At 58.6% G+C, this 21,104-nt stretch carries 34 protein-coding genes; 17 read left to right on the top strand and 17 right to left on the bottom strand.

All coding sequences use genetic code 11. From position 1 onward, the window contains the following. Positions 1–124 precede the first annotated feature (124 nt). From XH92_RS39205 to XH92_RS39215, 3 genes are all read left to right on the top strand, one after another. Positions 125–310, top strand: a complete 186-nt coding sequence (locus tag XH92_RS39205; RefSeq protein WP_194456803.1) for a hypothetical protein — start codon at positions 125–127, stop codon at positions 308–310. Between the two features lie 116 nt (positions 311–426). Next, positions 427–2,673, top strand: a complete 2,247-nt coding sequence (locus XH92_RS39210; protein WP_194456804.1) for a TOMM precursor leader peptide-binding protein — start codon at positions 427–429, stop codon at positions 2,671–2,673. Between the two features lie 92 nt (positions 2,674–2,765). Then, complete coding sequence (locus tag XH92_RS39215) at positions 2,766–4,136, top strand: SagB family peptide dehydrogenase (protein WP_194461649.1); 1,371 nt, start codon at positions 2,766–2,768, stop codon at positions 4,134–4,136. A gap of 1,096 nt (positions 4,137–5,232) precedes the next feature. Here the strand turns inward: XH92_RS39215 and XH92_RS39220 are convergent. The 5 genes from XH92_RS39220 to XH92_RS39240 form a co-directional block, all read right to left on the bottom strand. Further along, complete coding sequence (locus XH92_RS39220) at positions 5,233–5,703, bottom strand: hypothetical protein (protein ID WP_194456805.1); 471 nt, start codon at positions 5,701–5,703, stop codon at positions 5,233–5,235. Between the two features lie 292 nt (positions 5,704–5,995). Next, positions 5,996–6,244, bottom strand: coding sequence for a hypothetical protein (locus XH92_RS39225; RefSeq protein ID WP_194456806.1), 249 nt, complete (start codon positions 6,242–6,244; stop codon positions 5,996–5,998). 298 nt (positions 6,245–6,542) lie between these two features. Beyond that, entirely contained in the window at positions 6,543–6,794 is a 252-nt protein-coding gene (locus tag XH92_RS39230) for a hypothetical protein (protein WP_194456807.1), read from the bottom strand. 271 nt (positions 6,795–7,065) lie between these two features. Beyond that, positions 7,066–7,437, bottom strand: a complete 372-nt coding sequence (locus XH92_RS39235) for a hypothetical protein (RefSeq protein ID WP_194456808.1) — start codon at positions 7,435–7,437, stop codon at positions 7,066–7,068. Positions 7,438–8,078: 641 nt separating this feature from the next. Continuing rightward, positions 8,079–8,273 (bottom strand): hypothetical protein, encoded by a 195-nt coding sequence (locus XH92_RS39240; protein ID WP_194456809.1) that lies wholly within the window; start codon positions 8,271–8,273, stop codon positions 8,079–8,081. Positions 8,274–8,462: 189 nt separating this feature from the next. On the opposite strand from XH92_RS39240, the gene XH92_RS39245 reads away from it, so the two are divergent. The 5 genes from XH92_RS39245 (at position 8,463) to XH92_RS39265 (ending at position 10,206) form a co-directional block, all read left to right on the top strand. Further along, the gene (locus tag XH92_RS39245) at positions 8,463–8,708 is read left to right on the top strand and encodes a hypothetical protein (RefSeq protein ID WP_194456810.1); all 246 of its coding nucleotides are present in this window, start codon (positions 8,463–8,465) and stop codon (positions 8,706–8,708) included. A 384-nt stretch (positions 8,709–9,092) separates the two neighbouring features. Further along, positions 9,093–9,359, top strand: a complete 267-nt coding sequence (locus XH92_RS39250; RefSeq protein WP_018273180.1) for a hypothetical protein — start codon at positions 9,093–9,095, stop codon at positions 9,357–9,359. Further along, entirely contained in the window at positions 9,352–9,648 is a 297-nt protein-coding gene (locus tag XH92_RS39255) for a hypothetical protein (protein ID WP_194456811.1), read from the top strand. The genes XH92_RS39250 and XH92_RS39255 overlap by 8 nt, the downstream gene beginning before the upstream one ends. 76 nt (positions 9,649–9,724) lie before the next feature. After that, the gene (locus tag XH92_RS39260; RefSeq protein ID WP_194456812.1) at positions 9,725–9,961 is read left to right on the top strand and encodes a DUF1488 family protein; all 237 of its coding nucleotides are present in this window, start codon (positions 9,725–9,727) and stop codon (positions 9,959–9,961) included. Positions 9,962–10,005: 44 nt separating this feature from the next. Beyond that, positions 10,006–10,206 carry a hypothetical protein gene (locus XH92_RS39265; RefSeq protein WP_194456813.1) on the top strand — a complete coding sequence of 67 codons (201 nt, stop codon included), beginning with the start codon at positions 10,006–10,008 and terminating at the stop codon, positions 10,204–10,206. A gap of 217 nt (positions 10,207–10,423) precedes the next feature. Here the strand turns inward: XH92_RS39265 and XH92_RS44175 are convergent, their stop codons facing one another. Next, entirely contained in the window at positions 10,424–10,564 is a 141-nt protein-coding gene (locus XH92_RS44175) for a hypothetical protein (RefSeq protein WP_194456814.1), read from the bottom strand. A gap of 32 nt (positions 10,565–10,596) precedes the next feature. Between XH92_RS44175 and XH92_RS39275 the strand changes: the two genes are divergently transcribed. After that, positions 10,597–10,824, top strand: coding sequence for a hypothetical protein (locus tag XH92_RS39275; protein ID WP_194456815.1), 228 nt, complete (start codon positions 10,597–10,599; stop codon positions 10,822–10,824). A gap of 56 nt (positions 10,825–10,880) precedes the next feature. Here the strand turns inward: XH92_RS39275 and XH92_RS39280 are convergent, their stop codons facing one another. Then, positions 10,881–11,117, bottom strand: coding sequence for a hypothetical protein (locus XH92_RS39280; RefSeq protein ID WP_194456816.1), 237 nt, complete (start codon positions 11,115–11,117; stop codon positions 10,881–10,883). 478 nt (positions 11,118–11,595) lie between these two features. Beyond that, entirely contained in the window at positions 11,596–11,865 is a 270-nt protein-coding gene (gene rpsU / locus XH92_RS39285; RefSeq protein WP_016841194.1) for a 30S ribosomal protein S21, read from the bottom strand. A gap of 425 nt (positions 11,866–12,290) precedes the next feature. On the opposite strand from rpsU, the gene XH92_RS39290 reads away from it, so the two are divergent. The 3 genes from XH92_RS39290 (at position 12,291) to XH92_RS44180 (ending at position 13,120) form a co-directional block, all read left to right on the top strand. After that, positions 12,291–12,500 (top strand): cold-shock protein, encoded by a 210-nt coding sequence (locus tag XH92_RS39290; protein WP_194456817.1) that lies wholly within the window; start codon positions 12,291–12,293, stop codon positions 12,498–12,500. Between the two features lie 95 nt (positions 12,501–12,595). Further along, positions 12,596–12,838 (top strand): transcriptional regulator, encoded by a 243-nt coding sequence (locus tag XH92_RS39295; protein ID WP_194456818.1) that lies wholly within the window; start codon positions 12,596–12,598, stop codon positions 12,836–12,838. 57 nt (positions 12,839–12,895) lie between these two features. Next, positions 12,896–13,120: a hypothetical protein gene (locus XH92_RS44180; RefSeq protein WP_309296299.1), complete on the top strand. Its 225-nt coding sequence runs from the start codon at positions 12,896–12,898 to the stop codon at positions 13,118–13,120. 922 nt (positions 13,121–14,042) lie between these two features. Here XH92_RS44180 and XH92_RS39300 read toward each other — a convergent pair. The 4 genes from XH92_RS39300 to XH92_RS39315 all read right to left on the bottom strand — a co-directional run bounded on the left by XH92_RS39300 (position 14,043) and on the right by XH92_RS39315 (position 15,647). After that, a complete protein-coding gene (locus XH92_RS39300; protein ID WP_194456819.1) occupies positions 14,043–14,273 on the bottom strand; it encodes a hypothetical protein in 231 nt (76 codons plus the stop codon). A 188-nt stretch (positions 14,274–14,461) separates the two neighbouring features. Beyond that, positions 14,462–14,773 (bottom strand): hypothetical protein, encoded by a 312-nt coding sequence (locus XH92_RS39305; protein WP_194456820.1) that lies wholly within the window; start codon positions 14,771–14,773, stop codon positions 14,462–14,464. A gap of 31 nt (positions 14,774–14,804) precedes the next feature. Next, the gene (locus XH92_RS39310) at positions 14,805–15,014 is read right to left on the bottom strand and encodes a hypothetical protein (protein ID WP_194456821.1); all 210 of its coding nucleotides are present in this window, start codon (positions 15,012–15,014) and stop codon (positions 14,805–14,807) included. A gap of 372 nt (positions 15,015–15,386) precedes the next feature. Continuing rightward, the gene (locus XH92_RS39315; RefSeq protein WP_194456822.1) at positions 15,387–15,647 is read right to left on the bottom strand and encodes a hypothetical protein; all 261 of its coding nucleotides are present in this window, start codon (positions 15,645–15,647) and stop codon (positions 15,387–15,389) included. A 426-nt stretch (positions 15,648–16,073) separates the two neighbouring features. Here XH92_RS39315 and XH92_RS43730 point away from each other — a divergent pair, with 426 nt between their 5' ends. The 4 genes from XH92_RS43730 (at position 16,074) to XH92_RS39330 (ending at position 18,326) form a co-directional block, all read left to right on the top strand. Next, the gene (locus tag XH92_RS43730) at positions 16,074–16,208 is read left to right on the top strand and encodes a hypothetical protein (protein WP_016841200.1); all 135 of its coding nucleotides are present in this window, start codon (positions 16,074–16,076) and stop codon (positions 16,206–16,208) included. Between the two features lie 22 nt (positions 16,209–16,230). Beyond that, positions 16,231–16,389 (top strand): hypothetical protein, encoded by a 159-nt coding sequence (locus tag XH92_RS39320; protein ID WP_194456823.1) that lies wholly within the window; start codon positions 16,231–16,233, stop codon positions 16,387–16,389. 336 nt (positions 16,390–16,725) lie between these two features. Next, positions 16,726–16,992, top strand: a complete 267-nt coding sequence (locus XH92_RS39325) for a hypothetical protein (protein ID WP_194456824.1) — start codon at positions 16,726–16,728, stop codon at positions 16,990–16,992. Positions 16,993–17,996: 1,004 nt separating this feature from the next. After that, positions 17,997–18,326 (top strand): hypothetical protein, encoded by a 330-nt coding sequence (locus XH92_RS39330; RefSeq protein ID WP_194456825.1) that lies wholly within the window; start codon positions 17,997–17,999, stop codon positions 18,324–18,326. Between the two features lie 68 nt (positions 18,327–18,394). On the opposite strand, the gene XH92_RS39335 is transcribed toward XH92_RS39330, so the two are convergent. Beyond that, positions 18,395–18,622, bottom strand: coding sequence for a hypothetical protein (locus XH92_RS39335; RefSeq protein ID WP_194456826.1), 228 nt, complete (start codon positions 18,620–18,622; stop codon positions 18,395–18,397). A gap of 127 nt (positions 18,623–18,749) precedes the next feature. On the opposite strand from XH92_RS39335, the gene XH92_RS39340 reads away from it, so the two are divergent. Beyond that, on the top strand, positions 18,750–19,466 hold the full coding sequence (locus XH92_RS39340) for a Crp/Fnr family transcriptional regulator (RefSeq protein WP_246788035.1): 717 nt from the start codon (positions 18,750–18,752) through the stop codon (positions 19,464–19,466). 351 nt (positions 19,467–19,817) lie between these two features. Here XH92_RS39340 and XH92_RS39345 read toward each other — a convergent pair whose 3' ends face one another. The 4 genes from XH92_RS39345 to XH92_RS39360 form a co-directional block, all read right to left on the bottom strand. Further along, a complete protein-coding gene (locus XH92_RS39345) occupies positions 19,818–20,039 on the bottom strand; it encodes a hypothetical protein (protein WP_194456828.1) in 222 nt (73 codons plus the stop codon). Between the two features lie 86 nt (positions 20,040–20,125). Next, positions 20,126–20,317, bottom strand: a complete 192-nt coding sequence (locus XH92_RS39350) for a hypothetical protein (RefSeq protein WP_194456829.1) — start codon at positions 20,315–20,317, stop codon at positions 20,126–20,128. Positions 20,318–20,334: 17 nt separating this feature from the next. Continuing rightward, the gene (locus tag XH92_RS39355; protein WP_194456830.1) at positions 20,335–20,514 is read right to left on the bottom strand and encodes a hypothetical protein; all 180 of its coding nucleotides are present in this window, start codon (positions 20,512–20,514) and stop codon (positions 20,335–20,337) included. Beyond that, on the bottom strand, positions 20,511–20,828 hold the full coding sequence (locus XH92_RS39360) for a hypothetical protein (protein WP_246788036.1): 318 nt from the start codon (positions 20,826–20,828) through the stop codon (positions 20,511–20,513). Before XH92_RS39360 ends, XH92_RS39355 begins: the two co-directional genes overlap by 4 nt. Positions 20,829–21,104: the final 276 nt, after the last annotated feature.

Here is a 21,104-nt window from a genome sequence, read left to right on the forward strand (position 1 = left end):
GCGCCAGAGGTTGCGGAGGCTGCAGGGGCTGCGGAGGATGCAGGGCCTGCAGAGGTTGTCGCTGCGGCGTCGGTTGCGGAGGGTGTGGCGGCTGCGGCGTTGGCTGGATAGGCGTAGGCGTGCCATGGGTTACATGCGCAGGCTGCTGTGCATCCTGGGGCCGCTGCCGCTGGTGCTAGCGCTCACTGACTGGGCATCGACACGTCGCAATTTCATTGGCCGGGCGCGCGAGCGACCCGGCCAATTTTTTGCTTTCATTGCGCATTCGCCGCGCCTGGCTGATCAGCTTGCCGATGGTGGGCGAGTGTGATCCAAATTGTTCGAAGAATGCCGGTGGCCGACGCGGCGCACAAGTCGTGCGATGCCAATGGTCCGCCCCGCGCCGGCGATCGGAAGCGACAGCAACAGGATCAGCGTGCTGACCCGATGACAGTCAATGGCAAGAGCCGCGCTGCGAGGCAGAGCCGCAAGGGCATTTTGCGATTCGCGCCGAACTTCACCGCTTATGCGATTCCTCCCGATGTGGTCTGCCTCTACTCCGAGAACCGCAAATTCTTCCTGCACGGTGATCTCTATTGTGCGGTGGCCGCGGCGATCGGCAAAAATGGCAAGGCTGCGCCAGAGCTCGTTCGCCAGCTCTCAAAGAGTTTTCCAGCCGAAAAGATCGAGGAAGCGATCGGGCGGCTGCTGGAGCGCCGATATGTCGTAAGCGGAGCGCCGCGCGCGTTCGCGGGCGCCGTCGATGGATATTGGGCGAGTCTCGGCCTCCCCCCCGAGGTCGCCGAACGGAATCTCCGCGATTGCCCCGTGCGGGTCGAAGCGATCGATGTCAAAGGCGCCAAGGAACTTGCCGCGGCCTTGAGCAAGCTCGGCGTTCGGATCACCAAGCGGTCGCCCAAGCTCACGGTCACGCTGGCGAACGACTATCTCGACCGGCGGCTCGCCGAATTGAACGGACAGCGGTTTGGCGATGGGACGCCCTGGCTGCTGGCACAGCCGTCCGGCGTGTTTCCGCTGGTGGGACCTGTGTTCAAGCCGGGCGAGAGCGCCTGCTGGACTTGCCTGTTCGACCGCATGATCCGCAATCGGGAGATCAAGGGATTCCTCGATCGCGGACCGGCGCAAGTGGTCGCCGTATCGCCCCTGGTCGGCGACACCGTAGGACAGATCGGCATCCACTTCGCTGCTGTTGAAATCGCGAAAGCGATTGCCTCGGGATTTCGCACCGATCTGCGGGATCACATCGCAAGCTTCGACCTAACCGGCGCCGTCATTGCCAAGCATTACGTCGCGCGGCGCCCGCAGTGCCCTACCTGCGGCAGCAGGAAGCTGCAGAGTCCGCGCCGTGCGGCAGCGCCGATCGAGATCGCGGAGGGCGGAAAGCTCGTCATGACCAGCGGCGGTTACCGTGCCGTGACATCGCGAGCCACCGTAGCACGGTTCCGCAAGCACGTCAGTCCGCTGACCGGCGTCGTCTCGCGGCTCGAGCGGATCGAGGCCGATCTGCCGATGAACACGAACTTTTTCGCTTACCACAATTTCTCTGCGCCGGCCTGGAACGTCGACCAGCTCAGATCCGGATTGAGCGGCGGCAGCTTCGGCAAGGGCTCCACAGCCGAGCAGGGCGAGGCCAGCGCGTTGATGGAGGCGATCGAGCGCTATTCGGGCATTTTCCAGGGGGACGAGATCAGGACGAAGCGTCGCTTTGTCGATTTCGCGACCGGTGACGCCCTCCTTCCTAACGATGTGCAGCTTTTCAGCGACGCGCAGTTTCAAAACAGGCATACCCCGCGGCCGGACGATTCACATCTGGTGCCTGAACCGCTCGATCCTTCGACCAAGACAGAGTGGTCGCCGGTCTGGTCGTTACGCGACAGGCGTTTCAAACATTTTCCAACCGGTCTCTTGTACTTCTTCTATGGCGGCTTCCACACGGATTCCAACGGATGCGCGGCCGGCAACACCCGGGAGGAAGCCATCGTTCAAGGCTTCCTCGAACTGGTCGAACGCGATGCCTACGCGATCTGGTGGTACAACCGGCTGCAACGTGCCGAAGTCGACCTCACGCAATTCGAGGATCCCTATGTGCGCGACCTGCAAGCCCAGCTTGCCGACGCGGGGCGCAGGCTCTGGGTGCTCGACATCACCAGCGATCTCGGCATCCCCTCTTACGTGGCGATCACCCATTGGATACAGAACGGACACGAAAATATCGAGTTCGGTTCCGGCTCGCATTTCGATCGCCGCATAGCCCTGCTGCGTTCCCTCACCGAGCTGACCCAGTTCATGTCGATCGGCATGATGGGCGGCGGAGGTGGCGAGAAGCCCACGCTCGACGGTATCACGCCGCTGCGACTGAACGATTATCCGTTCCTGATCCCCAGCGACAATCCGATCGTGCCGTCGGCGCCGAGCCTCAAGGTTCACGACAATGCGCGCGACCAGGTCAATGCCTGCATCGAGATTGCCACCGGCGCGGGATATGATTTCCTCGTGCTCGACCAGACGCGGCCCGATGTCCAGGTGCCCGTCGTCAGAGTGCTCGTTCCGGGGTTGCGGCATTTCTATCGCCGCTTCGCGCCCGGCCGGCTCTACGATGTTCCGGTGAAGCTCGGATTGCTGAATCGTCCGCGACTGGAAAGCGAACTTACGCCGTTCCTTCCACACACCTGAAGGCTGGCTCGTTGCGCAACTTCCGGAAAATGCCGGTCAGGAAGATCGCACCCGTCATCGCCGCCCGATTGAACGGTCGTTGTTCCCTTTACATGGAGGCGGACGGAAGCATCGCTGCTGGCTTGGGCGGCTATTCGATCAATCTGGGACAATTCAGCGCGGCAGCGGTCGACCGTGCGGGACATCTCACCAGCGGCCTTCCGCTCGCGTCCTTTGCCGGCAAGGGCGTCCTCGCGAGGCAGGTTCATGCCCTCGTGCGGCGACTGGCAGGACAGGGGCTTCTCGAGTACCGCTTATCCTTTGACGAGCAGGACCTCGTGGTCATCGAGCCGCAGCTCGCCGAATACTGGCCACAACGCGCAAAGCTGGGGAACGGTGATACCATTGTGTTGTCGCGCTTCGCCTATCTGCGCCGGCGCGGCAGCGAGATGGTGCTGGAATCACCGCGCGCCGGCGCGCTGTTTCGGATTTTCGATCCCGCCATCGCTGCCACCCTCGCGGCCCTGTCGCGGCCTCAGAAGATCGGCAAGCTTCGCCGCCATGCGGCCTCCGCGCACCTCGATCTGCTCGGATTGCTGCTCGACAGCCAGATGCTGATCAAGCTCAATGCGAAAGACGGCGACGGCCTTCGGGTGAATGAAGGCGACGGCAATCTCGTTCTCTGGGATTTCCACGATCTCGTGTTTCACACGCGCAGCACGGAGGGCCGGCACGCCAATCCAGTTGGCGGCGCGTTCACCCATGCGGGCGTCGTTCCACCGCTGCCCGCGGTGCGCCCGCCTTGGCCCGGCAAAAAGATCGACCTCGGCAAATTCTCCACGTCAGGATCGATCTCGCACTTCGCGAAGCTGCTGCGCGAACGCCATTCAATACGAGATTTCGACGACCAGCATCCGGTCACGCTCGCCGAGCTCGCACAGTTTCTCGGGACGACAGCCCGCGTGCTGTCGGAATGGAAGATCGGCGCAGGTTCTGACGGTGGTCCAGAGGTCACCTACAGCGCAAGACCCTATCCGTCGGCAGGCGGCGCGTATGAGCTGGAATTATACTTGGCGGTCTTGAACTGCGAGGAGCTTGCGCCCGGCCTTTACCACTATGACGCGGGCAGCCACGCGCTTGTCGCGATCGACACCTCCGCCCAACAGCTCCAGGCGCTTGCTACGGCGGCCGTGCTTGCCATGGACGCGTCCGGCCCACCGCAGGTCTTGATCACGATCGCCGCGCGCTTTGGGCGGATCTCCTGGAAATACAGCTCAATCGCGTATTCGCTGATCCTGAAGGACGTCGGCAGCGTGATCCAGACGCTCTACCTGACGGCGACCGACATGGGCCTTGGCGGCTGCGCAATCGGCACCTGCAACATCGATCTGTTTGCAAAAATGACGGGGCTCGAATTCCATGTGGAGGGCCCGGTCGGTCAATTCGCGCTCGGGCGCGGCAGGAAACCGGCAATCCCTGGCTAGAGGGACGTCTTTCGAATCTCTACGGCCTGGACCGAACGCGAAACGGTGCCCAGGGGCGGGATCGAACCATCCGGCTTCGCCCTGCGGGCTACGCCGGGACGAGCGTTCGTGCGGATGGCTTGTTGGCTACGGCAGCACTGAGCTGGATGGTGCCCAGGGAGGGAATCATACGGAACCACCGACATGACGAACCGCTGTTTGTCCTTCGTATGGTGGCGTGAGTGCTTCGCATGATGGCGGAGGTTCGCGGAGATGAGGGAATGGTCTTGTCTTGGCCGATCGGCAAGCCTCCAGGGCGGCCTTTATCGACAGTGCCGCAACGGCCAAATCGGAGAAGCCGATAACGTCCGGGATTGGGCGGCAGCAAGCCGGAACTATCTCCGTAGACAGATCAGGAACGGAATGCCTAGGCACGACTTAGATTCATGAGATCGTCGCTCGCCGTCAACTACACGGCGCATGTCGCGGATAGCCAGAGGTCCTACAGCTGGACCCGCGTGTTCTCAAATACAAGCGCTCGCGCAGATAGTCAAAAGTTCCGGTCTCCAGTTCCATTGAATGAGCAGCCGTGCTCGCAGACGGCGGGAGGGCAGGCGCTTTTCTCTGCCAAAGGAGACTTCGCTATGCCCGACCGCATTGACATAGACCACAAGCACTGCCGAGCGATTCTTAGAGTCATTGGGCAGCAACTGCGCGCGTCGCTGAAGCTTGAGCCGGAACAACCGGAGAGTCTCAGAGCGCAAATCGAACGGCTTCGGGAATTGGAGGAAGGCTCACCAAATCGTTCCCGTTGACGAGCGTGGTGAAAGGGCCGCTGAAGCCGGTTCTTTTCAGATTGTCCCGTCAAAATGAAAAGAGTGATCTCCGCCAGGAAATTGACGCTCAAAAAGAGGGACCGTCCCCTATGGGTCGAGCGGCAATGCTCTGGCTGATCGTGTGATTTCCGCTTGACCGTCAGACGCTGACATCCGCCCTTATGGACACACACCTTAGTTCAAAGAACCGCCATCGGTCGGCACCACACCTCACTGCGCTTCGGCACGTTTCCACACCGTTTGCAAAATCATTCCAGATGGCGTTCGCGGATTCGCGAATTTCATTTCGCTAGCATCGAGAGACCCGATGAGTGAATAGGCCCGTCAAGAAGATTGGGAAAGTTGATCTTTTGGGAAAGATTGATCCTTCGAGAGAAACCGATGCGGCTTCGAACGGGGGCCGACAGCGTGATCGATCTCTCAGCCACCGATAGACGCCATAGGACCGTGCGTCGATGGCGTAAGTAGATACTCGTCAGGTTCCAGAGTCGGGTCAAATCGGAAAGTATGCGTGGTCGCCGCGTTACAGCGCTGTCGATCCATCTAAGTTCTCCCGAAAGCCGAACGGCGATCTGCCATACATCCAGGCTTGCGGTGCGATTCCGGGAAGTGGCGAGCTCAAGTTGGAGTACTCGATTTCGGGCTTCCGCCATGGCCAGTTCGGTTTGTGCCCGAAGCTCCACGCTGCGGTCGATAGCGCGCTGAGCGCCGTCGAATAGCTCCAAGGACTGTTCACTGAGTGGCTCGGCCATGGCGCACTCCCCTTGCTATGTAGGCGGAGCACAACGGTCTCTCAGCCACCGACGCCCACGGGACAAGCCTTGGCCGGTGACGAGCAGAAAACTACTCCATGTCGCCTCGGTGGGAAAGGCTTTGGCGAACCGAAACTGCCAGTGCTTCGGCCCCGACGGAAACCAGACAACAGTCCAACATCTCCCAGGCGGTGCCGGATGCAGGAGACGGGCTAGCAGCTAGCCACAAGAGCCGCGTCATCGCGATCCAGCCGTCGCACGCTCCGTGATACGGCGAACGAGTAGAAGTGTTTCAGCAACCGCGGCAGATATTCTTTATCTTGGCAGCTGTCCGAGCTTCTTCTGCTGCAAACGGGTCTTTGTATAGAGGCCGCCCTGCGTCGCTTTCAACGATTGCAGGCTTTTCTATTTTCGGCGGATAGGCCGCGTCGTAGCAAGCCAGGCGTTCGGTCGTGCCTCCGATGGCGCGACAGTCCGGCCCCTTAGCGATGGCGCCTTGCGCACATGTAAACAAAACAAACATTGCAATAATACTTCGCATCGATTTCCTCGTTACCCATATGGTCTATTGGCGCATGATGACGGAACCAGAATCTAGTTCCAGGAATACCACTCCCATCCGACACCTTCCGAGAGGAGCCAACGGGCATAAAATGTCACTTGTCCTGTCGTAGGCTCCTGCAGTGATCCTTGCGCCACCGTCTCGCTCAAATCGAGAGTTTGCCGCCATGCTACGATCTTTCGGCTCGGCCGCCGCCGCAATTGCTTCGATCTTTTTCGATTTAGGCAGAACGCACGCCAGTCTTCATTGCTGAAGAAGCAGTGACGCAAAATAGACATCAAGGCATCGAGTCGAATTCAGCCGGCACCCTACCTGCTCGAAAGAACACAGTCGGCTGGTCGTCGTAGTCGCCCGTCTCGGTATCCGAGCTTGTCGAGAAGGCAACGACGCCCGCCTTGCTCATGGCAAGCCTTTCGGCAGTTCGACGCGCACTTTCCTCGCTCCGGCACGCAATTGGCGCATCGGCCTTTAACTGATCGCCTTTCGCAGGGTCAAAGGATTGAACGAGAAAGTGCGTCTGGCGCGACATCGTGACCGCTCTTCAGGACCGTCGTCTCTTCAGGACCGTCGTCCATATTCTACCGACCAGCTATGCATGTCCTGACGCGCAGTCTCGATCCGACCAATTGAGCTCAGATTGACGCACCTGCGATTCGTCACGTTTCGGCTTCATCGGTTGCCGTCGCGGGTGCCTCCGCTTCGTTGGCGCACAGAATCGAGCCGGCGTCATCCGCACCTCATGAAGCACGAATGGCAATCTCGGGTCGCGCAATCCTTGACCCGGCTTGCTGGTACGCTCGTCAACTCTTTGTCGTTGCGTTTGCGAGCTCCGTTTCGATCCCGGTGGCACAAGCCTTTGCGAACGAGTAATCCATGCTGGTGGATGCCACATTCTTCACGAATTCGCTGACGACGTTCTCTTTGGAGTAAGCGCTTGCCGCCTTGAATTTGGCGAGAGCGCCGTCCGCGGCTGTGAACTGAGCGACGCAAAGCGGTACCAGAACGGACATCCGGCCGCTGGTCTCCGCCGCGCTGCGCATGATTCTAGCGCTTTCCCCTGTGACCCAACCGCCCCAGATAAATCCAATCGCCATGGTCGCCACCGCGCCGAAGGCAATCCCCTGAAGGAAGCGGGTCCGTGCCTCGCCTTGCAAGATTGCAGGAAGTTTCATGAAGGTCGCCTTTCTTGAGCGCGCGCAGAGACGCACCTGCGACGCTGGCGCGCTGTGATAAACACAATGTTATGATTGCGCCTTCCGATGGCACGTGAGCTGCTGCTGAGCAGCTTCGAGGTGAGCATTTTGCTAACCTGTACAGGGACGCTATATGGCTAGCTTGATGGTGTAAAGGGCGTTCTGCTCTGCGGCGGGCTGCGCACGCAGATTGTCACTCGTGTCGTGAACGCTACTGGAGAGGGATTGCGACAGTTGGCTACTTCCACTGCTTATCGGATAAAGTCCTCGACGATTGGCCCGCTTTGCGAAGCACGATGTGGCATGCCCCGTCACCGCCGGTCAGCGCGACGACCATCCCGACGAAACACTCCTCCGCAGTGTGCAATTCGCGAAGAATAGCGTTGGCCCGCTTGTCGCTCATTCGCGGCAGCAACATCACGGTATTAGCACCTGACATTTCGAGCACTGAAAGCTGCTGGTCTCCGGATCAATGCAGGCAAACCCGGCCGGCACATGATCGGCGCGTGTAGCGATGTCCCCCCTCACATAGGCGTAGCCATCCGCCTGTGAGAGACGTGCCACGTCGAGCCTCCCACAACGTGGACACTCAAGGTCTACGGTCCATTCGTCGCGCGTGGTCATTCGCTGCTTTTTGGGACGGAACCACGCGACCCCAGCTCATCGGCCTGGCCAGAATCAATGAATTCCTGGGCCTGCGCCTTGTTGGCGAAGGTGATGAGTCCATTGCCGACTACACCACCCTCAAGCAGTTCGGCCACTGCGTATTTGCCGCCAATGGAGGGGCAAGTCGTCCAGCCGATGCGGTTTTTCATTCGTCGAGTATGCGCCCTGGCCGGTCAACATACCAGCCCGAACCTCACCACAACCCGAACTGACCCATCGTCCAAGATTGAGGAATGCTTGGAAGTCCGCTAGCTTGGCAACCATCACCGATCCGACCTGGGCATTTTCCGGTGACAGAGAGACGCTACAGCGCTCCCGCCTTATTCGGGAGCAATTGCATGTGTAGGTACTTTTTCGATCAGCGCGAAGGTGACGAGATGATCCCCGACGAACAGGGGATAGATCTCGTTTCGCTGGAGGCTATGCATCACGAAGCAACCTTGGCGCTGGCACACTTGGCCAAGGATGAAGTTCGACGCTGCACTATCGATGCTCCTGCCCGCCGTCTTGCAATCAACGTTCGTGACGAAGATGGACCGGTCTTACGGGCGACGTTCACCTTCGAGATTAGACGTTTCCAGTGAGGCCCTATATCCGCCTCTCGCTCGGTGCGAGGGGTCGGCCAACGCCCGGTGCGGGCAACAGAGCTATCACAGTAATCAAAAGCAGGAGAAACAGTGGGGCGACCACCGGCGGCACAATAAAGTGGACTTAGGCGAAGCTATGAAAATGGACGCTCCTCGTCTTTGGCGGGAGCGCAGTTAACTCTCAGTGACCGATGGATGCCCACCAATGGGCGGTTATGGGGCGTCATGACGCGTCCTCCGGTGGAACAACGAGCGCTTGAGGCGTTCCGCGCCGCGACATCGGACGGTGAGAAAGCGGTAGCTAATGCGGCTGAAAGAGCGCATGGTGGCTTATGGGCGAGCCGACATCGGCATCCGAGCATTGGCAAAAGGCGGGCGTACATGAAAACTCGCTCGCGACGGGAAGTCGTCACCTTCAAGCATTCGTTTCAGATCAGAGGCATCGATCACCCTCTCCCTGCCGGACGCTACGAGGTCATCACTGATGAGGAGATGATCGAAGGGCTCTCCTTCGCGTCTTATCGCCGCGTTGCGACCATGATGATCGTGCCGGCAGCCTCGCACGGCGCCAGGATGGAGATGTTTTCCATCGGTCCGGTCGATCTGGCGGATGCACAACGGATCGACGCGAGCATGCCAGATGAGTGACGAACCGCTCGATCTCGACAAACATCGCGGGATGGCAGCGCAGAAGGCGACGGAAATCCGCCGCGCAATGACGGATGTCGAAGGCCGTGCGCGGGAGCTGCGCGAACGGCAAAGCGTGCTGGAAAGCGGACTGATGTCGGTCGCCGCGACCTCTTGGCCGGAAGCTGCTGCCAAGGCACGGTACGTGCTGAATATCTACGCTGCGAGCCTGTCGCCTGACGACACAAGGCATCGCGATCTCATCGCGGCGATTCTGGCGGATTTCGCCCGGCTCGATGGGCAGGGCTGAAGCTGTGCCGGCTTCGGCCAACGGCAACGGATTAGTCGCATGGCACTTGAACAAGCCTGTTTCACCAGTTGACCGCATGATCGTCCAGTTCTCGATGCGCGACGGCGCGAAGGTCATCCCCTGCGCGATCTCGACCTCCGCAATGGATGAGCTGGAAGGCGCGGGACGCGCAGCATCGAGCGAGCGCGAAGCACAGTTCATGCGACTCCGAGCGCGCATTGAAGCCCGCGCCACCGTCAAATACATGGCGGGCGAGTTCGAAGGTGTGCCCGCCGGGATCATCCTGAGAAGCATCGACTTCAGGACGCCGTGATAGTCGGCACACCACCGAGTTCGCGAAAACAAGGGAGATCACGCTTGAAGGGCGACATAGTCAACAGTGATGGCGTACACGTCGCCGTGGTGATCGATTCTGCTATTTTCGACCTTAAGGGCCGGAAGCTTTACGATCTGAAGGGCAGCAGGATTTATCGAATCTCCGGTGAACTGGTGGGTCACCTCAACGAAACTGGCGGCTCCTTAAGACGGCTCGACAAGTCGACAGACAGTTTGTTCTAGCAACTTCCGTATGGAGGCGTCGTCGCAGGAACTGGAATGACACCAGGACGTTTGACGAAGGCGGCGAAAGGATCGTGAATCGTAAGGCCGCCGCCAGCGACGGACGAACAACACGCCGAGGCCTAAGCCGGAGTCGGGTCTCCCGAGACCCATCTCATAACTTAGGGAGGATCGAGTGCCAGGGATGATCAGAGACCGAGTCTTCGGCCGTCAGGGCTCAACCGCCGCGGCGCGAGAAGCCAACAAGATGTTCCGAAAAGTGGAAGCCGCGCAGAGCGAGCACGCCAAGGCCGACAAAGCGTTCCAAGCCAACCGCGAGCGTCTCAAAGCCGAGCGACTGGCGCGAGAATCCAAGCATCCCGTCAATGCACCGCCGATAAGGCCCGCTAGATGACGTCGTATCATCGCGAAGCGAGGCAGGCGATCGTTCGCGAATGGGATCACTGGATCAAGACGCAGCCGCTTGATGGAGAAGCCTGCGCACGCGACGCGCGGCGATTTTTCCTCGAAATCAAAGCCAGACGCGAGCCAACATTACTGGATTTTCGGTCAGGCGCTGAGGACAAATGGGAGATCGTCCATCAATGGCTCATGGCGGAGCAGCGGATCTCAAGCTAGGCAATTGTGAGCAAGCCGAGCACCGAAAGCGAGCAACGCCGCCAGTTGCAGCGCCGTTACCGCTTTGTCTCGGTTCTGTCGAAAATGAGGGCGGCTTGGAATACGCCTCCAACAACGGTTCTCACCTCAACCGAGAGATCCGGTCGATCGTCCAGGGTGGCGAGGTCACGCGCTAGGCCTGCCAGCGATTCTGCTGCCTCGACTTCAGCTTCACGCTGCGTTGCAAACTCCATCCCTTCCTCATCGGGATAAATTCCGTTGTCGTCTCTGATGTCGAAGTAGTAGCGGATCATCCGCGTTTCCTTTCGGCGGCAACGGATGGTATGCGGATTTCGTTCCTCGTATTGACACGGTCAGACTTCTCCTCCCTCGCAATGCCTTTTCAATGGATCTGGCGCGCTGGTTGGAGTCCTGGACGCTTAGCAGTCATTTGACGGGTCCCACAGAGAGCATGGCGAATAGAGCGTCATCCCCCTCGATTTGTGCCGTTTCTCGGCTGGTCGCGTACCCGTAGGCCAGCTCAACGTTTGCTTCGGAAACGTGCCATTTCCAGCGCGTGGGCGCTTGAGGCGTCACGGTGACCTCTAGCAAGCGAGGGGTGAAATAGGTTTTCATTTCCTCAATAAGCGCCCTAACCCATCCGATTCCCAAACATATCCAGCTGCCACAATCCAACTGAACGAATTGAAGGTCATCCGGCTTCGATAAGTCTCACGTGCCATTCTGACCGGTCGTTTTACCTCAGCGGAGTCAACCCGGCCGATATCCTTGCTAGGTGACGGTGACCTGCGGCAAAGGCGGCTTGCGCTCTGGAAGCTTTTTCTTCGGAGGCGCCGGCAGCAATCCTTCGCGGATCGCCTGCTTCCGAGCGAGCTTGCGGGCCCGACGAATGGCCTCCGATCTTTCTCGCGTCTTTCTTTCCGAAGGCTTCTCATAGGCGCGGCGTTGCTTCATCTCCCGGAAGACGCCTTCGCGCTGCATCTTTTTCTTCAGGACTCGAAGTGCCTGGTCGATATTGTTGTCGCGAACAAGGACCTGCATCAAAACTCCTCGGTGGCTGCGAACTGGAACAGTCCTGCACGCAGCCTTCGCGCAGGGGACGTTCACGATTGTGAGGATGAGAGTAACGGCGTAATTCTACGCCAGCTTCGAACAAGCCGGTCTGCTCGCCGTGCCGATACGGTTGGTAGAATGACCGGATCACTACCGCACGGCCGTGTCAATCGATTAGGCCTCCCTCGGCGGGCCCGTTCGAAGCTCTCGATCGGCGGCGGAGGCGCCCAACGGAAACAAATCAGCGCTCTCCCTTGTATATCGACCGCACATAGCGTACATGTGAACTGTATTCGATTAGCCGCTGTGCCTTGTTGAACGCGCCCGCGGGCTCCTTTTCCAAAGACATCGACGAAGTTGAAATCACCGCGTGACTGTCACGCGGTACGCGTTCGTGCGCTTTGGAGATCAAGATGACGACAGGTACTGTTAAGTGGTTCAATAGCCAAAAGGGTTTCGGTTTTATCCAGCCGGAAGACGGCAGCAGCGATGTGTTCGTTCACATGAGCGCGGTCGAACGGGCCGGTCTTTCGGGTCTCGCGGAGGGCCAAAAGGTCCACTACGAGGTCAAGACCGACAGGATTCGGGGCAAGGTCAGCGCCGAGAGCCTCTCGCTGGCGTGAGTTTCGTCGTGTCGTTTCACGGATGTACTGAAACGACCATGCTGCCCGCTCGATCTCCGGATTGAGCGGGTTTTGCCTGTTGAGCGGTGGTGAGCATGAGCGTCAAGAAGCCGGCAGAATTATCACCGGAAAGCATCGCGCGTGCGAACCGAAAGCGATTGGCCGTTGAAGAAGGAGCGCGCGCGATGGTGGATGTCGGAAGGCAGGCCATCGAGGTTCGCAAAAACATGGCGCGACTTCGAGAACTCCGCGAGACCAGGGAAGCCGCCGCTGCAACGTGTCTGACACCGTTGCCGGCGCTTTCGCCAAAGAAGCGCACCAGGAAGTTGCCGCGATAGTCAACTTCGGCAGTGGTCGATGATTGTGCCGAGGACCAAGCCTCACCAAGCCGGAGCATGCAGATCGTGCGTAGAGCCAAGTCACTCGGCGACGGAACAATAACGTTCTCTCTTGCGCTCGGCGCAGCTCGACAGATGTGCCGGCTCACAACGACATTTCAGACGGACAAGCAAGCCCTTAGTTATCTTCATAAGTACCGGACGGAACTGGAGCAGATGGCGCGGGCGCGCCTTGCTTCGGGGCAACTTGAAGACGGGATCGTAGTGCTCTCGATGCTCTAGCTTTGGCCGGGACCGCGATGCCACGCTATTTGCTCCCAGCGTCTTGCCTGAAAGGTCGTTCCTAACGAAGCCAAATGCGGCACCCAGCGGAACGGCCATCATCTGACGCCCGCTCGGCTGTGGGCCGGTTCCAGTTTAGGGTCGCCTCGGTTGGCGAGCCTCTCGTCGCTCTCTTCCAGAGAGCCGCGTAAGCTTCAAGCGGCTCAGCAGGCGCTTTGGCATCTCCTCCCAATCACGGCCGAAAAGCGACTATTCGATCCTCATCCAATGCACCCCTCATTGCGTCCGGCTGGACTGGTCCTCATGTTTCTCACAGACCCAACGCGGGTCATCGCAGCGGATGCAGTGAGCCATTATGACGACCCGGCGGGCACACGGAATAATTGCCAACCCGAATAGCTATAAGGGCTCGACCATTGGTGCACCAATCTAGCGCAATGAACGCAGTGAAACTGACCGCTTCGATTGTCGTGATCTTGTGAGGCGTTATATGTGGCGCCACAGCTCTGGCAGGAAAAAAATACCGAGATTTGAGGCAAACTGATCATTTGACCGTGCGCTACTCCCTGCGTGGGGCGAAAGCGCAATCGGCGTTCTCATCACCGATAGAAGCCACGGGCGGAGCGGTGATGTAGAAAGCATACGCCGAACCTGCTGGCAGCGATAGGCCCACAATTGAAAACAAAGAAGTGGAACATCCGGTCCGAACTCCCGGTCAAACGCAAGACCCGCAAGGTAAGGGCAAAGTCACGGACAACAACTGAGGGGGGCTTAGACAAAGCGACGCCGCCCGTTTGAAAATCTTACAGGCGGCGCAGCCTTCCAGCCCGAGAGGGAACTAACAAAATCCCGGATATTGATCCGTCCGGCCGGGACGAGAAAAGGTTCAGCCTTTTTCGAACTGGCCGCGATTGAGGCAGCCTTACTGCTTCAATCCGTGGAACACGAAGGCGGCTTGAAACAGCAGCCCCTTGCCTGTTCGAACTTCGATTGTCACGTCATGGTCGTCGCCAGAACGCCCCGCGTCTCGTGCGATGTCGGCCATTGTGTGTGCTGCCTCCATCTTGGCGTCTCGCAGATCATTCAACTCCAGGCCCTCTTCGTCAGGGTAGAGATGTCCATCGTCTCGGATGTCGAAGAAATAGCGGATCATGGCTGGCTCTCCCGTCCGTTCGAGGCGGGAGCGCATCGCGTCTCTCAGCCACCAGCGCCCAAGGACTTCGTGCCGGTGATTTCCTTACAACGAAACTCTCGCGGGTTCGTTTCTAGCAACCGATTGCTCGAAGTCCTGAAACTGGGATGTCGGCCCATTCTTCCCATTTTCCGCCAACTGAGGCGGCCTTACTTCTGTTCGGGATGCAATTCGCGCTTCTGATCTTCGTAATGTTTGGTCAGAAGGGCCATCCCCGCTAAGGTCAGCTCATCGGTTACATTCGGGGACAGCGCTTTTAAATGCGCAATCTTGCCGTCAAGTTCGACGCATTTTTCGCACATGACACGCTCCCAGTCCGTGAAAGGCGGGAGCGCAAACGGGTCTCTCTGCCACCGGCGCCCGGTGTAGTTGTCGGTGATACCGGGATAACAGGGGCCGCCATGGATGCGTTCCTGTAGAATTCGTCTGGCCAGCAAGGGTTTGACCGGAACTCCGTTCACCCATGGAGAACTCCCGGAGACATACCTTGCTTCAATGGGTCATCGGCGGCGATATCGAACCGATCACGCGCATATCCTCACTGCGGACAGTGACGGCGCGCCCCGTCTCTCGTGCGATCTTCCGGGCGGCCCTCATGGCGGCATCTTCATCAGTGTATTCGAGCACGATGATGCTGCCTTTCCCCGAAAACGCGGCGGGGTTCGATACGTTGAGAATAATCAAAGGCGCCTTCCGGGTCATTGTAGTGACCTCGTATTTCATCCCAGCAGAAGCCAGGCCACGCTAGCGATCAGGGCCACAAACGACACTGCCGCAGCACAGACGAAGGCAATCTCGACGCTGTCGAATTGGTGTTGGTCCGCGTGCATCGTTGCCCCCATGGTCTAGAGGGGAGCCCGTGGACCGGGGGACATGAGCCACTCGGTCAAATGAGCGGTGGTCTCGTCGTACCGCGCCTTTCTCAGCAAAGCTTCCCGCTCTCGACACGGGGGAAGGTTTCTAGCTCGTCGGCGTAGCTCGCTCGCTTCCTGGGTGAGACGTTCTTCAAGGGGGATAATCTGAGCAACCCTGCGTCGTCGCTTCATGACACCAACCTCGTCTTGCTTACGGGTCCTAACCGTTGGGTTTGAGCTTCACGAACATAATATGCGGTTCCCCGGCGTTCAGAAGCATCTCGAATCCGACATTGATCTTCATTCGAAATGCTTTCTCGGCTGTGCTCTCGCTAAAGGTGGCGACCGAGCCACCCGAATACAAGGCTTTCACGGCGGGCACGACAAATGAGATGAATGCGTACTGCGCGATCAGGACTATATGACACAGCGCTCGTTCCAAATCTTCTCTGCGCAGTGACTTTCGGATCGCGACCGGCACACGACGTTTTAGTGCTCGCTATTGGCCAGCCACAGGCGTAGGGTCGCTGGCATCACCGTATTATCAACGGCATCGACCGGTGACTGAGGGTCACATGCGCTCGCGCCAACGAACTAGCAGGAGCGTTCGATGTCGCGTTTTCGTGCCTCGGAGTGGATCGTCCCACCGGTGATCGTGCCACTGTTTCTTCTGCTTCTCGTATGTGCGGCGGCCATCCTCAATGGCTAGCACGGCTCTCTTGGTCTGCTCGGTCACAGAGAGAGCTTATCACGTCACTTTCGGCGCGGCGCGGAAAGACCGTCATGATGCGCCTTACGCGAACTCGGCGCGAGGGCAACATGGACGCCAGCATCCTTACGTCGCCCTCGACGCATATTGCAACTAAATGGGCTGGAAGAACTCAGACCCCAATTGGAGATAGACATCATGGCCAAGGGACAGCAACGCGGCAATCGCGAAGCCAAGAAACCGAAGAAGGAAAAGGCAAAGGTGATCGCAGCGGCGCCGAGCCGCAAAGAGGCCGCCTGGCAGCCGGACTTCGGTCCTGCAAAGAAGAAGTAGGCAGAGGTTGAGCTTTGTTTCGATGGCTTCCAAGATCCCGAGCGAGATGGCGCTGGAAGTCGCCCTCTATCAGTCTTGGAACGTCAACTTCGTCATCACAAGCGGCACAAGGCCGTCAAGCGTTGAAGCAATCGCTGACGGCACTGAGCTTCTCCTCGATGCCTATCGACGGCGGTACTGAGGACGACAGGCGCTCCCGCCTCCTAGCTGGGGACTCTCCATGTGCGAGAAGTGCATCGAACTCGACAGGAGAATCGAGCATTACCAAAAGCTCTCAAGCTTTGTAACCGACCAGACCGCGCAAGAGGGAATCCGCTTTCTTATTGCAAAATACTGCGCAGACAAGAAAGCGATTCATCCGGATCAGGGATAACGCCGCCTGGCTGTTGGGCGAAGCATTCCGCGGGCTCTTCACGCCGGCCACGACGACGTAGCGATCTTCAAATAGAAATTCGAAGCCCAGCCGGTCGTCGGCATTAGTCCATAAGTTTCAAGCCGGCGGCCCAGTCGATCCCCTATGACGGTCGGCGAGATGCTCACGGCTCAGGAGCGCCACCCCGGCGGCCGGCACATTGCGTTTCATGATGGAAGCACCCCATCACGAGAAGCTCACGACGTCTTTGTCAATGACGACCGGTATATTGCGTCCGCATCCGTCTTCGGGATCACGGATTTGCTGATGGCCAATTTCGTTCGCCATGAAGCATGGCGTAGCGCCGGACGCACACTGGACGTGTCGTTCTTCACCCAGGCGTACGATTCTGTGATGAGGCAAACGGCATGATTGCGGGAGCGGGCGACATGGAGGAGCCCTCCACGGCGGAGCTTCGCTCGGCGGTACCATCAAGCCAGTGAAATCGTACAAGATAGTAGCATGTCGCACAAAATCGTAGATTTGGTAGCCGGGGAGCACCCGCCCCCCGACCTTCATTTGTTTGCGAACTGCGGTTCGGCGCTAAAGCGAACAATGCTGAAGGGCTCCCGTCCGTTAACGCGAATTCGGCGAACGCCCTTCGCGCGATCATCCAGCGAACGCAATCGTACAAGATCGTGCTCTAGCGTGGAAAAGCGTAGTTTGGTGCGCCATTCAGAACAAAACAGCGAACTCTTATATAATTGAAATATCTAAATAATTTACCGTTCGCCCAATGGCGGCCAGAGCTGTAGATGCCGTTCGGATGAACTCAATGTGCTCGAATGGCCATCCGACGCGCAGTTGGGCCGTGACAGTTATTTCATGCCAAGGAGCTCCGCACTGGAAGACTATATCAGCAGGGCATAGATGCTTTCCCGAGGTCCGGCGCCGTGCACGTCGCCGGCTGACCGGACGACCGGCAAACGATCCGGATTCGATAGCCGTCTGCGCGGCGGCGGAAAGCACCGCGCGGCCTCCCAGTCGCTGATTGCGAGCCGCCATCTTGGCGATAATCTGAGACGGTGCACTGACATACATCCCTCAGCACCGCAGGTGCAACGTCGATCGGGGCTCGCCCGTCGGGCTCGCCAGCGTTAGTTTTTCTCCGTTATTTTCGAGGCCAGATCATGAAAAGGTCTGACCGAAGAGCCGCCGCAATTTGGACATGGCGGCTGGAGACCGTTTGCCGGAAGCTGCCTAACGGCGGTGACCACGAAACCCTCAGCGAGTGGCCCAAGCACTTTTGCCGGCGGGCAAAAGCGGCCATGCGATCTCGGTTTGGCTATGGTGACACCGCCACAGTATGGGAGCGATGCGGACTGGCTGATACTCTGGTTTACGTCGATTTGCCGCCTGCGGAGCACTATTAGTGGGTGACAAAGCGCCTGATCAAGGGCTTGATTGCCGACCCGGAAGGCTGGCCAAAGGACAGCCCGCTTTGGGACAGCACGATGTCGAGCTACAGGGTTCTGCCGCGCTGCCACCGCTACCTGACGCCGACATACAGGCAACTTGTCTCCGAAATGGCGGCCTCCAAGCGCGCCGCTCATCTCAGATCGTCGCGGGAAATGGTTGCATTTCTCAGCAATGTTACGGACGAGTGGAGGGGTCGGCGCTTGCAGCCCATCGTGACACATTGCGCCGCATTAACGGAAGATCAGTTCTCTCGAAGCGATCTGCCCGACCTCCTTTCAGGGCCTTGATGAAGGACCGCGGATTACACAAATTGCCAGGGCTTGGCAAAGCATCAGGAGGCCTGCTTCGGAAGCGATCAGTGCCTTTCGGCCAACACGTGGACGATGCAAACTGGATTCTCCGCCTCATCGGATACTTCCAGTCGCCATTCCCGGCCAGACTCGAGCGCACCATCCAAGTCTTGAAGAAGTTGTCCAGTGGTGAAGATGGCCTCTTTCCACGCAGCGTCCTTACCAGGAAGTTCGACGCCGGTTTCATCGGCGTGACGGTTCCCGTGATGGATATGAAAGAAATAACGTGGCATTTTAGATAGTGGATCCGGATCATTGCGGTAAATCCAGCGAAACAATTGAATACATATGCGCTCGTTCCAAGCGTATGGTCGAGAAGCGGACTGTTTCTCGCCTTACGCCCTCTCAAGGAACCCTGAGATGCCCATCGAGATGGTGATACGCAAATTGCGGCTGCACTCTGAGTTGCCTGACGCGGATGTTGCGGCGCTCAGGTCGATCGTGGCGCCGGTAAAGATTTATCCGGAAGATTCGGTCATCATTCGCGAAGGGGAGCCCAGTACTCAGTGCTGCGTGATACTGAGCGGCTTTGCGTACCGGTCCAAGGTTTCGGAACAGGGGAAGCGGCAGATCCTGTCTTTCCACATTGCGGGCGACATGCCCGATCTCCACGGCCTGCCGCTGAAGCGCATGGATCATGACCTGACGACGCTCTCGGAGGCGCAGCTCGGTTTTATCAATCATGATTCGCTGGAGCGGATCCTCATCACCCGTCCGGCATTGGCGCGGGCACTCTGGCGAGAAACGCTTCTCGATGCAGCGCTATTCCGACAGTGGATCGTCAATCTGGGCACGCGATCGGCGTCAGGACGCTTGGCCTATCTGATTGCGGAATTGCGCCAGAGACTTGGAGCCATGGGGATGGTAGCCAACGAGCAGTTTAACTTTCCGGTTACGCAATCGAAGCTCGCCGACGCGCTTGGACTAAGCGTCGTGCACGTCAACCGAGTCCTTCAAGCGTTCCGCTCGCAGGGTATTCTTGATTTGAAGCGAAGCGTGGTCACGCTTGGCGATCTCGAGAAGATCGTCGAGCTCGGCGGGTTTGACAGTCTCGAGGACGACATTAGCACGGCATAGCTCTGCGCCTGCCTGGCTGTACCGTGATGGCTTGCTGCCCCCGCATTGATGAGGAGCAGCCGCGTAGCAAATTGCTCTGCAAAGGCATGGGGAAGGCGCGTCGCTGCCGCGGGCATCATTCATAAAAAACTGATCTCAGTGCCTCTTCCCACCCGGAATTGTGATCAATTCTACCCAGCTCGCATCACGCACCGTCACCTCGCGCCCCATGCGCTCAGCGATTCTTCGTGCCACCTCAAAAGCCCGATCTTCATCGGCAATTTCCAAAACGATGAACGAGCGCCTATTCGCCGAGACCCCAGCGCCGGTAAGTATCATGTGGGACGATCCTTCGCTTGAAGGTCTCATTTGTCACCGGACTTCCAATTGCTTGATCGCCTGAGCCGAAATCTCTGCGGGATCAGCGATATCGGTCTGTGCGACCTTGATGATTGTCTTCGCGATCATTTCCGTGAGTGGGTCGTCACGATCCTTGACACAGAGCGCATGTAGAGTGCGCTCGTAAGCTGTCACAATGCGGCTAATCTCCGTCGGCTTCATTTGCCGGATTTGCGTATGCAGATAGGTAGACATTTTTAACCTCCGAGCCCATGTAGGTAGTCAAAGTCAATCTTCTTGCTCGTGAACTCAGCGAGTCCGCTTATGCTGAGCTAATTTCTTCAAATCTCATCCATACCCATGGTCGTCAGAGCAGGGAGCGTGTCACGGATTTCGACGTAACCCATCTGGGTGAGCTTCTGAACGTCGGCCGGATCGAGCGGGCTAACGATGAAGCGCCTGGCTCTGATGTCCCGCAAGACCCAGCGAAGTCGGATAGCTTCATCCAGTGGCAACCTCTTCAATTCACTCATGCGGCCAAGTCATCCTTTCACGCTGCGCGAGCAGGTTGCTCAGGCTGCCGAAGCTTGTCCAGCAGCTGCTGCTCTTGGTTGATGCGCTCGCGAAAGCGCTCGCGCTCCCGTTCCGAGGTCGCGGTAGCCAAGAGATACTGGTAGTGACCGATGATCTTCTCGCTGACGCGAATAAGTGTCTTTTGAAGGTCGATCATGGGGGGCTTTCTCCCGATGTTTCGGCGGCCGGGATTGACATCAGGCGCGTACCGATGGGGGGCACGTCGGATGCCACGCGTTCTACGGCTTCGAGCTCCTCGGCAAGGCGTCTTTCGATGAATTGGCGCTCTAACTCGGAAAGCTGGGTTTTCAGGAGCCGCCGATAACGCCAGATGTTGTTACGGTGCGCTCGAAGTTGCTCGAGCCGCCTGTCGATCAATCTGGAGTGTTGCTTCTCCATCGGGCGGTATCTCGAGGTCCAGCGGGCTTCAATCCTGTCCACGACTTGCTTGGGCAGCTTGATGTCGGTCATGACACACTCCTATGCTGCAAGAGGACGCGCCGTCGAGCGTCGGTGCGCTGACTTTCCTCCCGGCGGTCGGCGTGGATCGCCGTCCAGACCACGAAGTGCAGGCAGGATCACGTCGACGCGAAGGGAAGCTGAATGTCCCTTGGGCGCGCGCCAGGTACGATGAGATGGAATGGCGGTGGCATCGGAAGCCCGGGACGCCAGAATGGCCTGCTTCTCGGTCATGATCAGCGAGGGATCCGAGAATACATCCCGCGGACGTTCGAACCGTCGCTCGTT

The organism is Bradyrhizobium sp. CCBAU 53421 (genome assembly GCF_015291625.1).
Lineage (GTDB): Bacteria > Pseudomonadota > Alphaproteobacteria > Rhizobiales > Xanthobacteraceae > Bradyrhizobium.

What these genes read in the sequence shown, in the direction of transcription:
- XH92_RS39205 (WP_194456803.1), top strand. Translation starts at nt 125, where the DNA reads ATGGGTTACATGCGCAGGCTGCTGTGCATCCTGGGGCCGCTGCCGCTG.
- XH92_RS39210 (WP_194456804.1), top strand. Translation starts at nt 427, where the DNA reads ATGACAGTCAATGGCAAGAGCCGCGCTGCGAGGCAGAGCCGCAAGGGC.
- XH92_RS39215 (WP_194461649.1), top strand. Translation starts at nt 2,766, where the DNA reads ATGGAGGCGGACGGAAGCATCGCTGCTGGCTTGGGCGGCTATTCGATC.
- XH92_RS39220 (WP_194456805.1), bottom strand. Translation starts at nt 5,703, where the DNA reads ATGGCCGAGCCACTCAGTGAACAGTCCTTGGAGCTATTCGACGGCGCT.
- XH92_RS39225 (WP_194456806.1), bottom strand. Translation starts at nt 6,244, where the DNA reads ATGCGAAGTATTATTGCAATGTTTGTTTTGTTTACATGTGCGCAAGGC.
- XH92_RS39230 (WP_194456807.1), bottom strand. Translation starts at nt 6,794, where the DNA reads ATGTCGCGCCAGACGCACTTTCTCGTTCAATCCTTTGACCCTGCGAAA.
- XH92_RS39235 (WP_194456808.1), bottom strand. Translation starts at nt 7,437, where the DNA reads ATGAAACTTCCTGCAATCTTGCAAGGCGAGGCACGGACCCGCTTCCTT.
- XH92_RS39240 (WP_194456809.1), bottom strand. Translation starts at nt 8,273, where the DNA reads ATGAAAAACCGCATCGGCTGGACGACTTGCCCCTCCATTGGCGGCAAA.
- XH92_RS39245 (WP_194456810.1), top strand. Translation starts at nt 8,463, where the DNA reads ATGTGTAGGTACTTTTTCGATCAGCGCGAAGGTGACGAGATGATCCCC.
- XH92_RS39250 (WP_018273180.1), top strand. Translation starts at nt 9,093, where the DNA reads ATGAAAACTCGCTCGCGACGGGAAGTCGTCACCTTCAAGCATTCGTTT.
- XH92_RS39255 (WP_194456811.1), top strand. Translation starts at nt 9,352, where the DNA reads ATGAGTGACGAACCGCTCGATCTCGACAAACATCGCGGGATGGCAGCG.
- XH92_RS39260 (WP_194456812.1), top strand. Translation starts at nt 9,725, where the DNA reads ATGATCGTCCAGTTCTCGATGCGCGACGGCGCGAAGGTCATCCCCTGC.
- XH92_RS44175 (WP_194456814.1), bottom strand. Translation starts at nt 10,564, where the DNA reads ATGCTTGGATTCTCGCGCCAGTCGCTCGGCTTTGAGACGCTCGCGGTT.
- XH92_RS39275 (WP_194456815.1), top strand. Translation starts at nt 10,597, where the DNA reads ATGACGTCGTATCATCGCGAAGCGAGGCAGGCGATCGTTCGCGAATGG.
- XH92_RS39280 (WP_194456816.1), bottom strand. Translation starts at nt 11,117, where the DNA reads ATGATCCGCTACTACTTCGACATCAGAGACGACAACGGAATTTATCCC.
- rpsU (WP_016841194.1), bottom strand. Translation starts at nt 11,865, where the DNA reads ATGCAGGTCCTTGTTCGCGACAACAATATCGACCAGGCACTTCGAGTC.
- XH92_RS39290 (WP_194456817.1), top strand. Translation starts at nt 12,291, where the DNA reads ATGACGACAGGTACTGTTAAGTGGTTCAATAGCCAAAAGGGTTTCGGT.
- XH92_RS39295 (WP_194456818.1), top strand. Translation starts at nt 12,596, where the DNA reads ATGAGCGTCAAGAAGCCGGCAGAATTATCACCGGAAAGCATCGCGCGT.
- XH92_RS44180 (WP_309296299.1), top strand. Translation starts at nt 12,896, where the DNA reads ATGCAGATCGTGCGTAGAGCCAAGTCACTCGGCGACGGAACAATAACG.
- XH92_RS39300 (WP_194456819.1), bottom strand. Translation starts at nt 14,273, where the DNA reads ATGATCCGCTATTTCTTCGACATCCGAGACGATGGACATCTCTACCCT.
- XH92_RS39310 (WP_194456821.1), bottom strand. Translation starts at nt 15,014, where the DNA reads ATGACCCGGAAGGCGCCTTTGATTATTCTCAACGTATCGAACCCCGCC.
- XH92_RS43730 (WP_016841200.1), top strand. Translation starts at nt 16,074, where the DNA reads ATGGCCAAGGGACAGCAACGCGGCAATCGCGAAGCCAAGAAACCGAAG.
- XH92_RS39320 (WP_194456823.1), top strand. Translation starts at nt 16,231, where the DNA reads ATGGCTTCCAAGATCCCGAGCGAGATGGCGCTGGAAGTCGCCCTCTAT.
- XH92_RS39325 (WP_194456824.1), top strand. Translation starts at nt 16,726, where the DNA reads ATGACGGTCGGCGAGATGCTCACGGCTCAGGAGCGCCACCCCGGCGGC.
- XH92_RS39335 (WP_194456826.1), bottom strand. Translation starts at nt 18,622, where the DNA reads ATGCCACGTTATTTCTTTCATATCCATCACGGGAACCGTCACGCCGAT.
- XH92_RS39340 (WP_246788035.1), top strand. Translation starts at nt 18,750, where the DNA reads ATGCCCATCGAGATGGTGATACGCAAATTGCGGCTGCACTCTGAGTTG.
- XH92_RS39345 (WP_194456828.1), bottom strand. Translation starts at nt 20,039, where the DNA reads ATGTCTACCTATCTGCATACGCAAATCCGGCAAATGAAGCCGACGGAG.
- XH92_RS39350 (WP_194456829.1), bottom strand. Translation starts at nt 20,317, where the DNA reads ATGAGTGAATTGAAGAGGTTGCCACTGGATGAAGCTATCCGACTTCGC.
- XH92_RS39355 (WP_194456830.1), bottom strand. Translation starts at nt 20,514, where the DNA reads ATGATCGACCTTCAAAAGACACTTATTCGCGTCAGCGAGAAGATCATC.
- XH92_RS39360 (WP_246788036.1), bottom strand. Translation starts at nt 20,828, where the DNA reads ATGACCGACATCAAGCTGCCCAAGCAAGTCGTGGACAGGATTGAAGCC.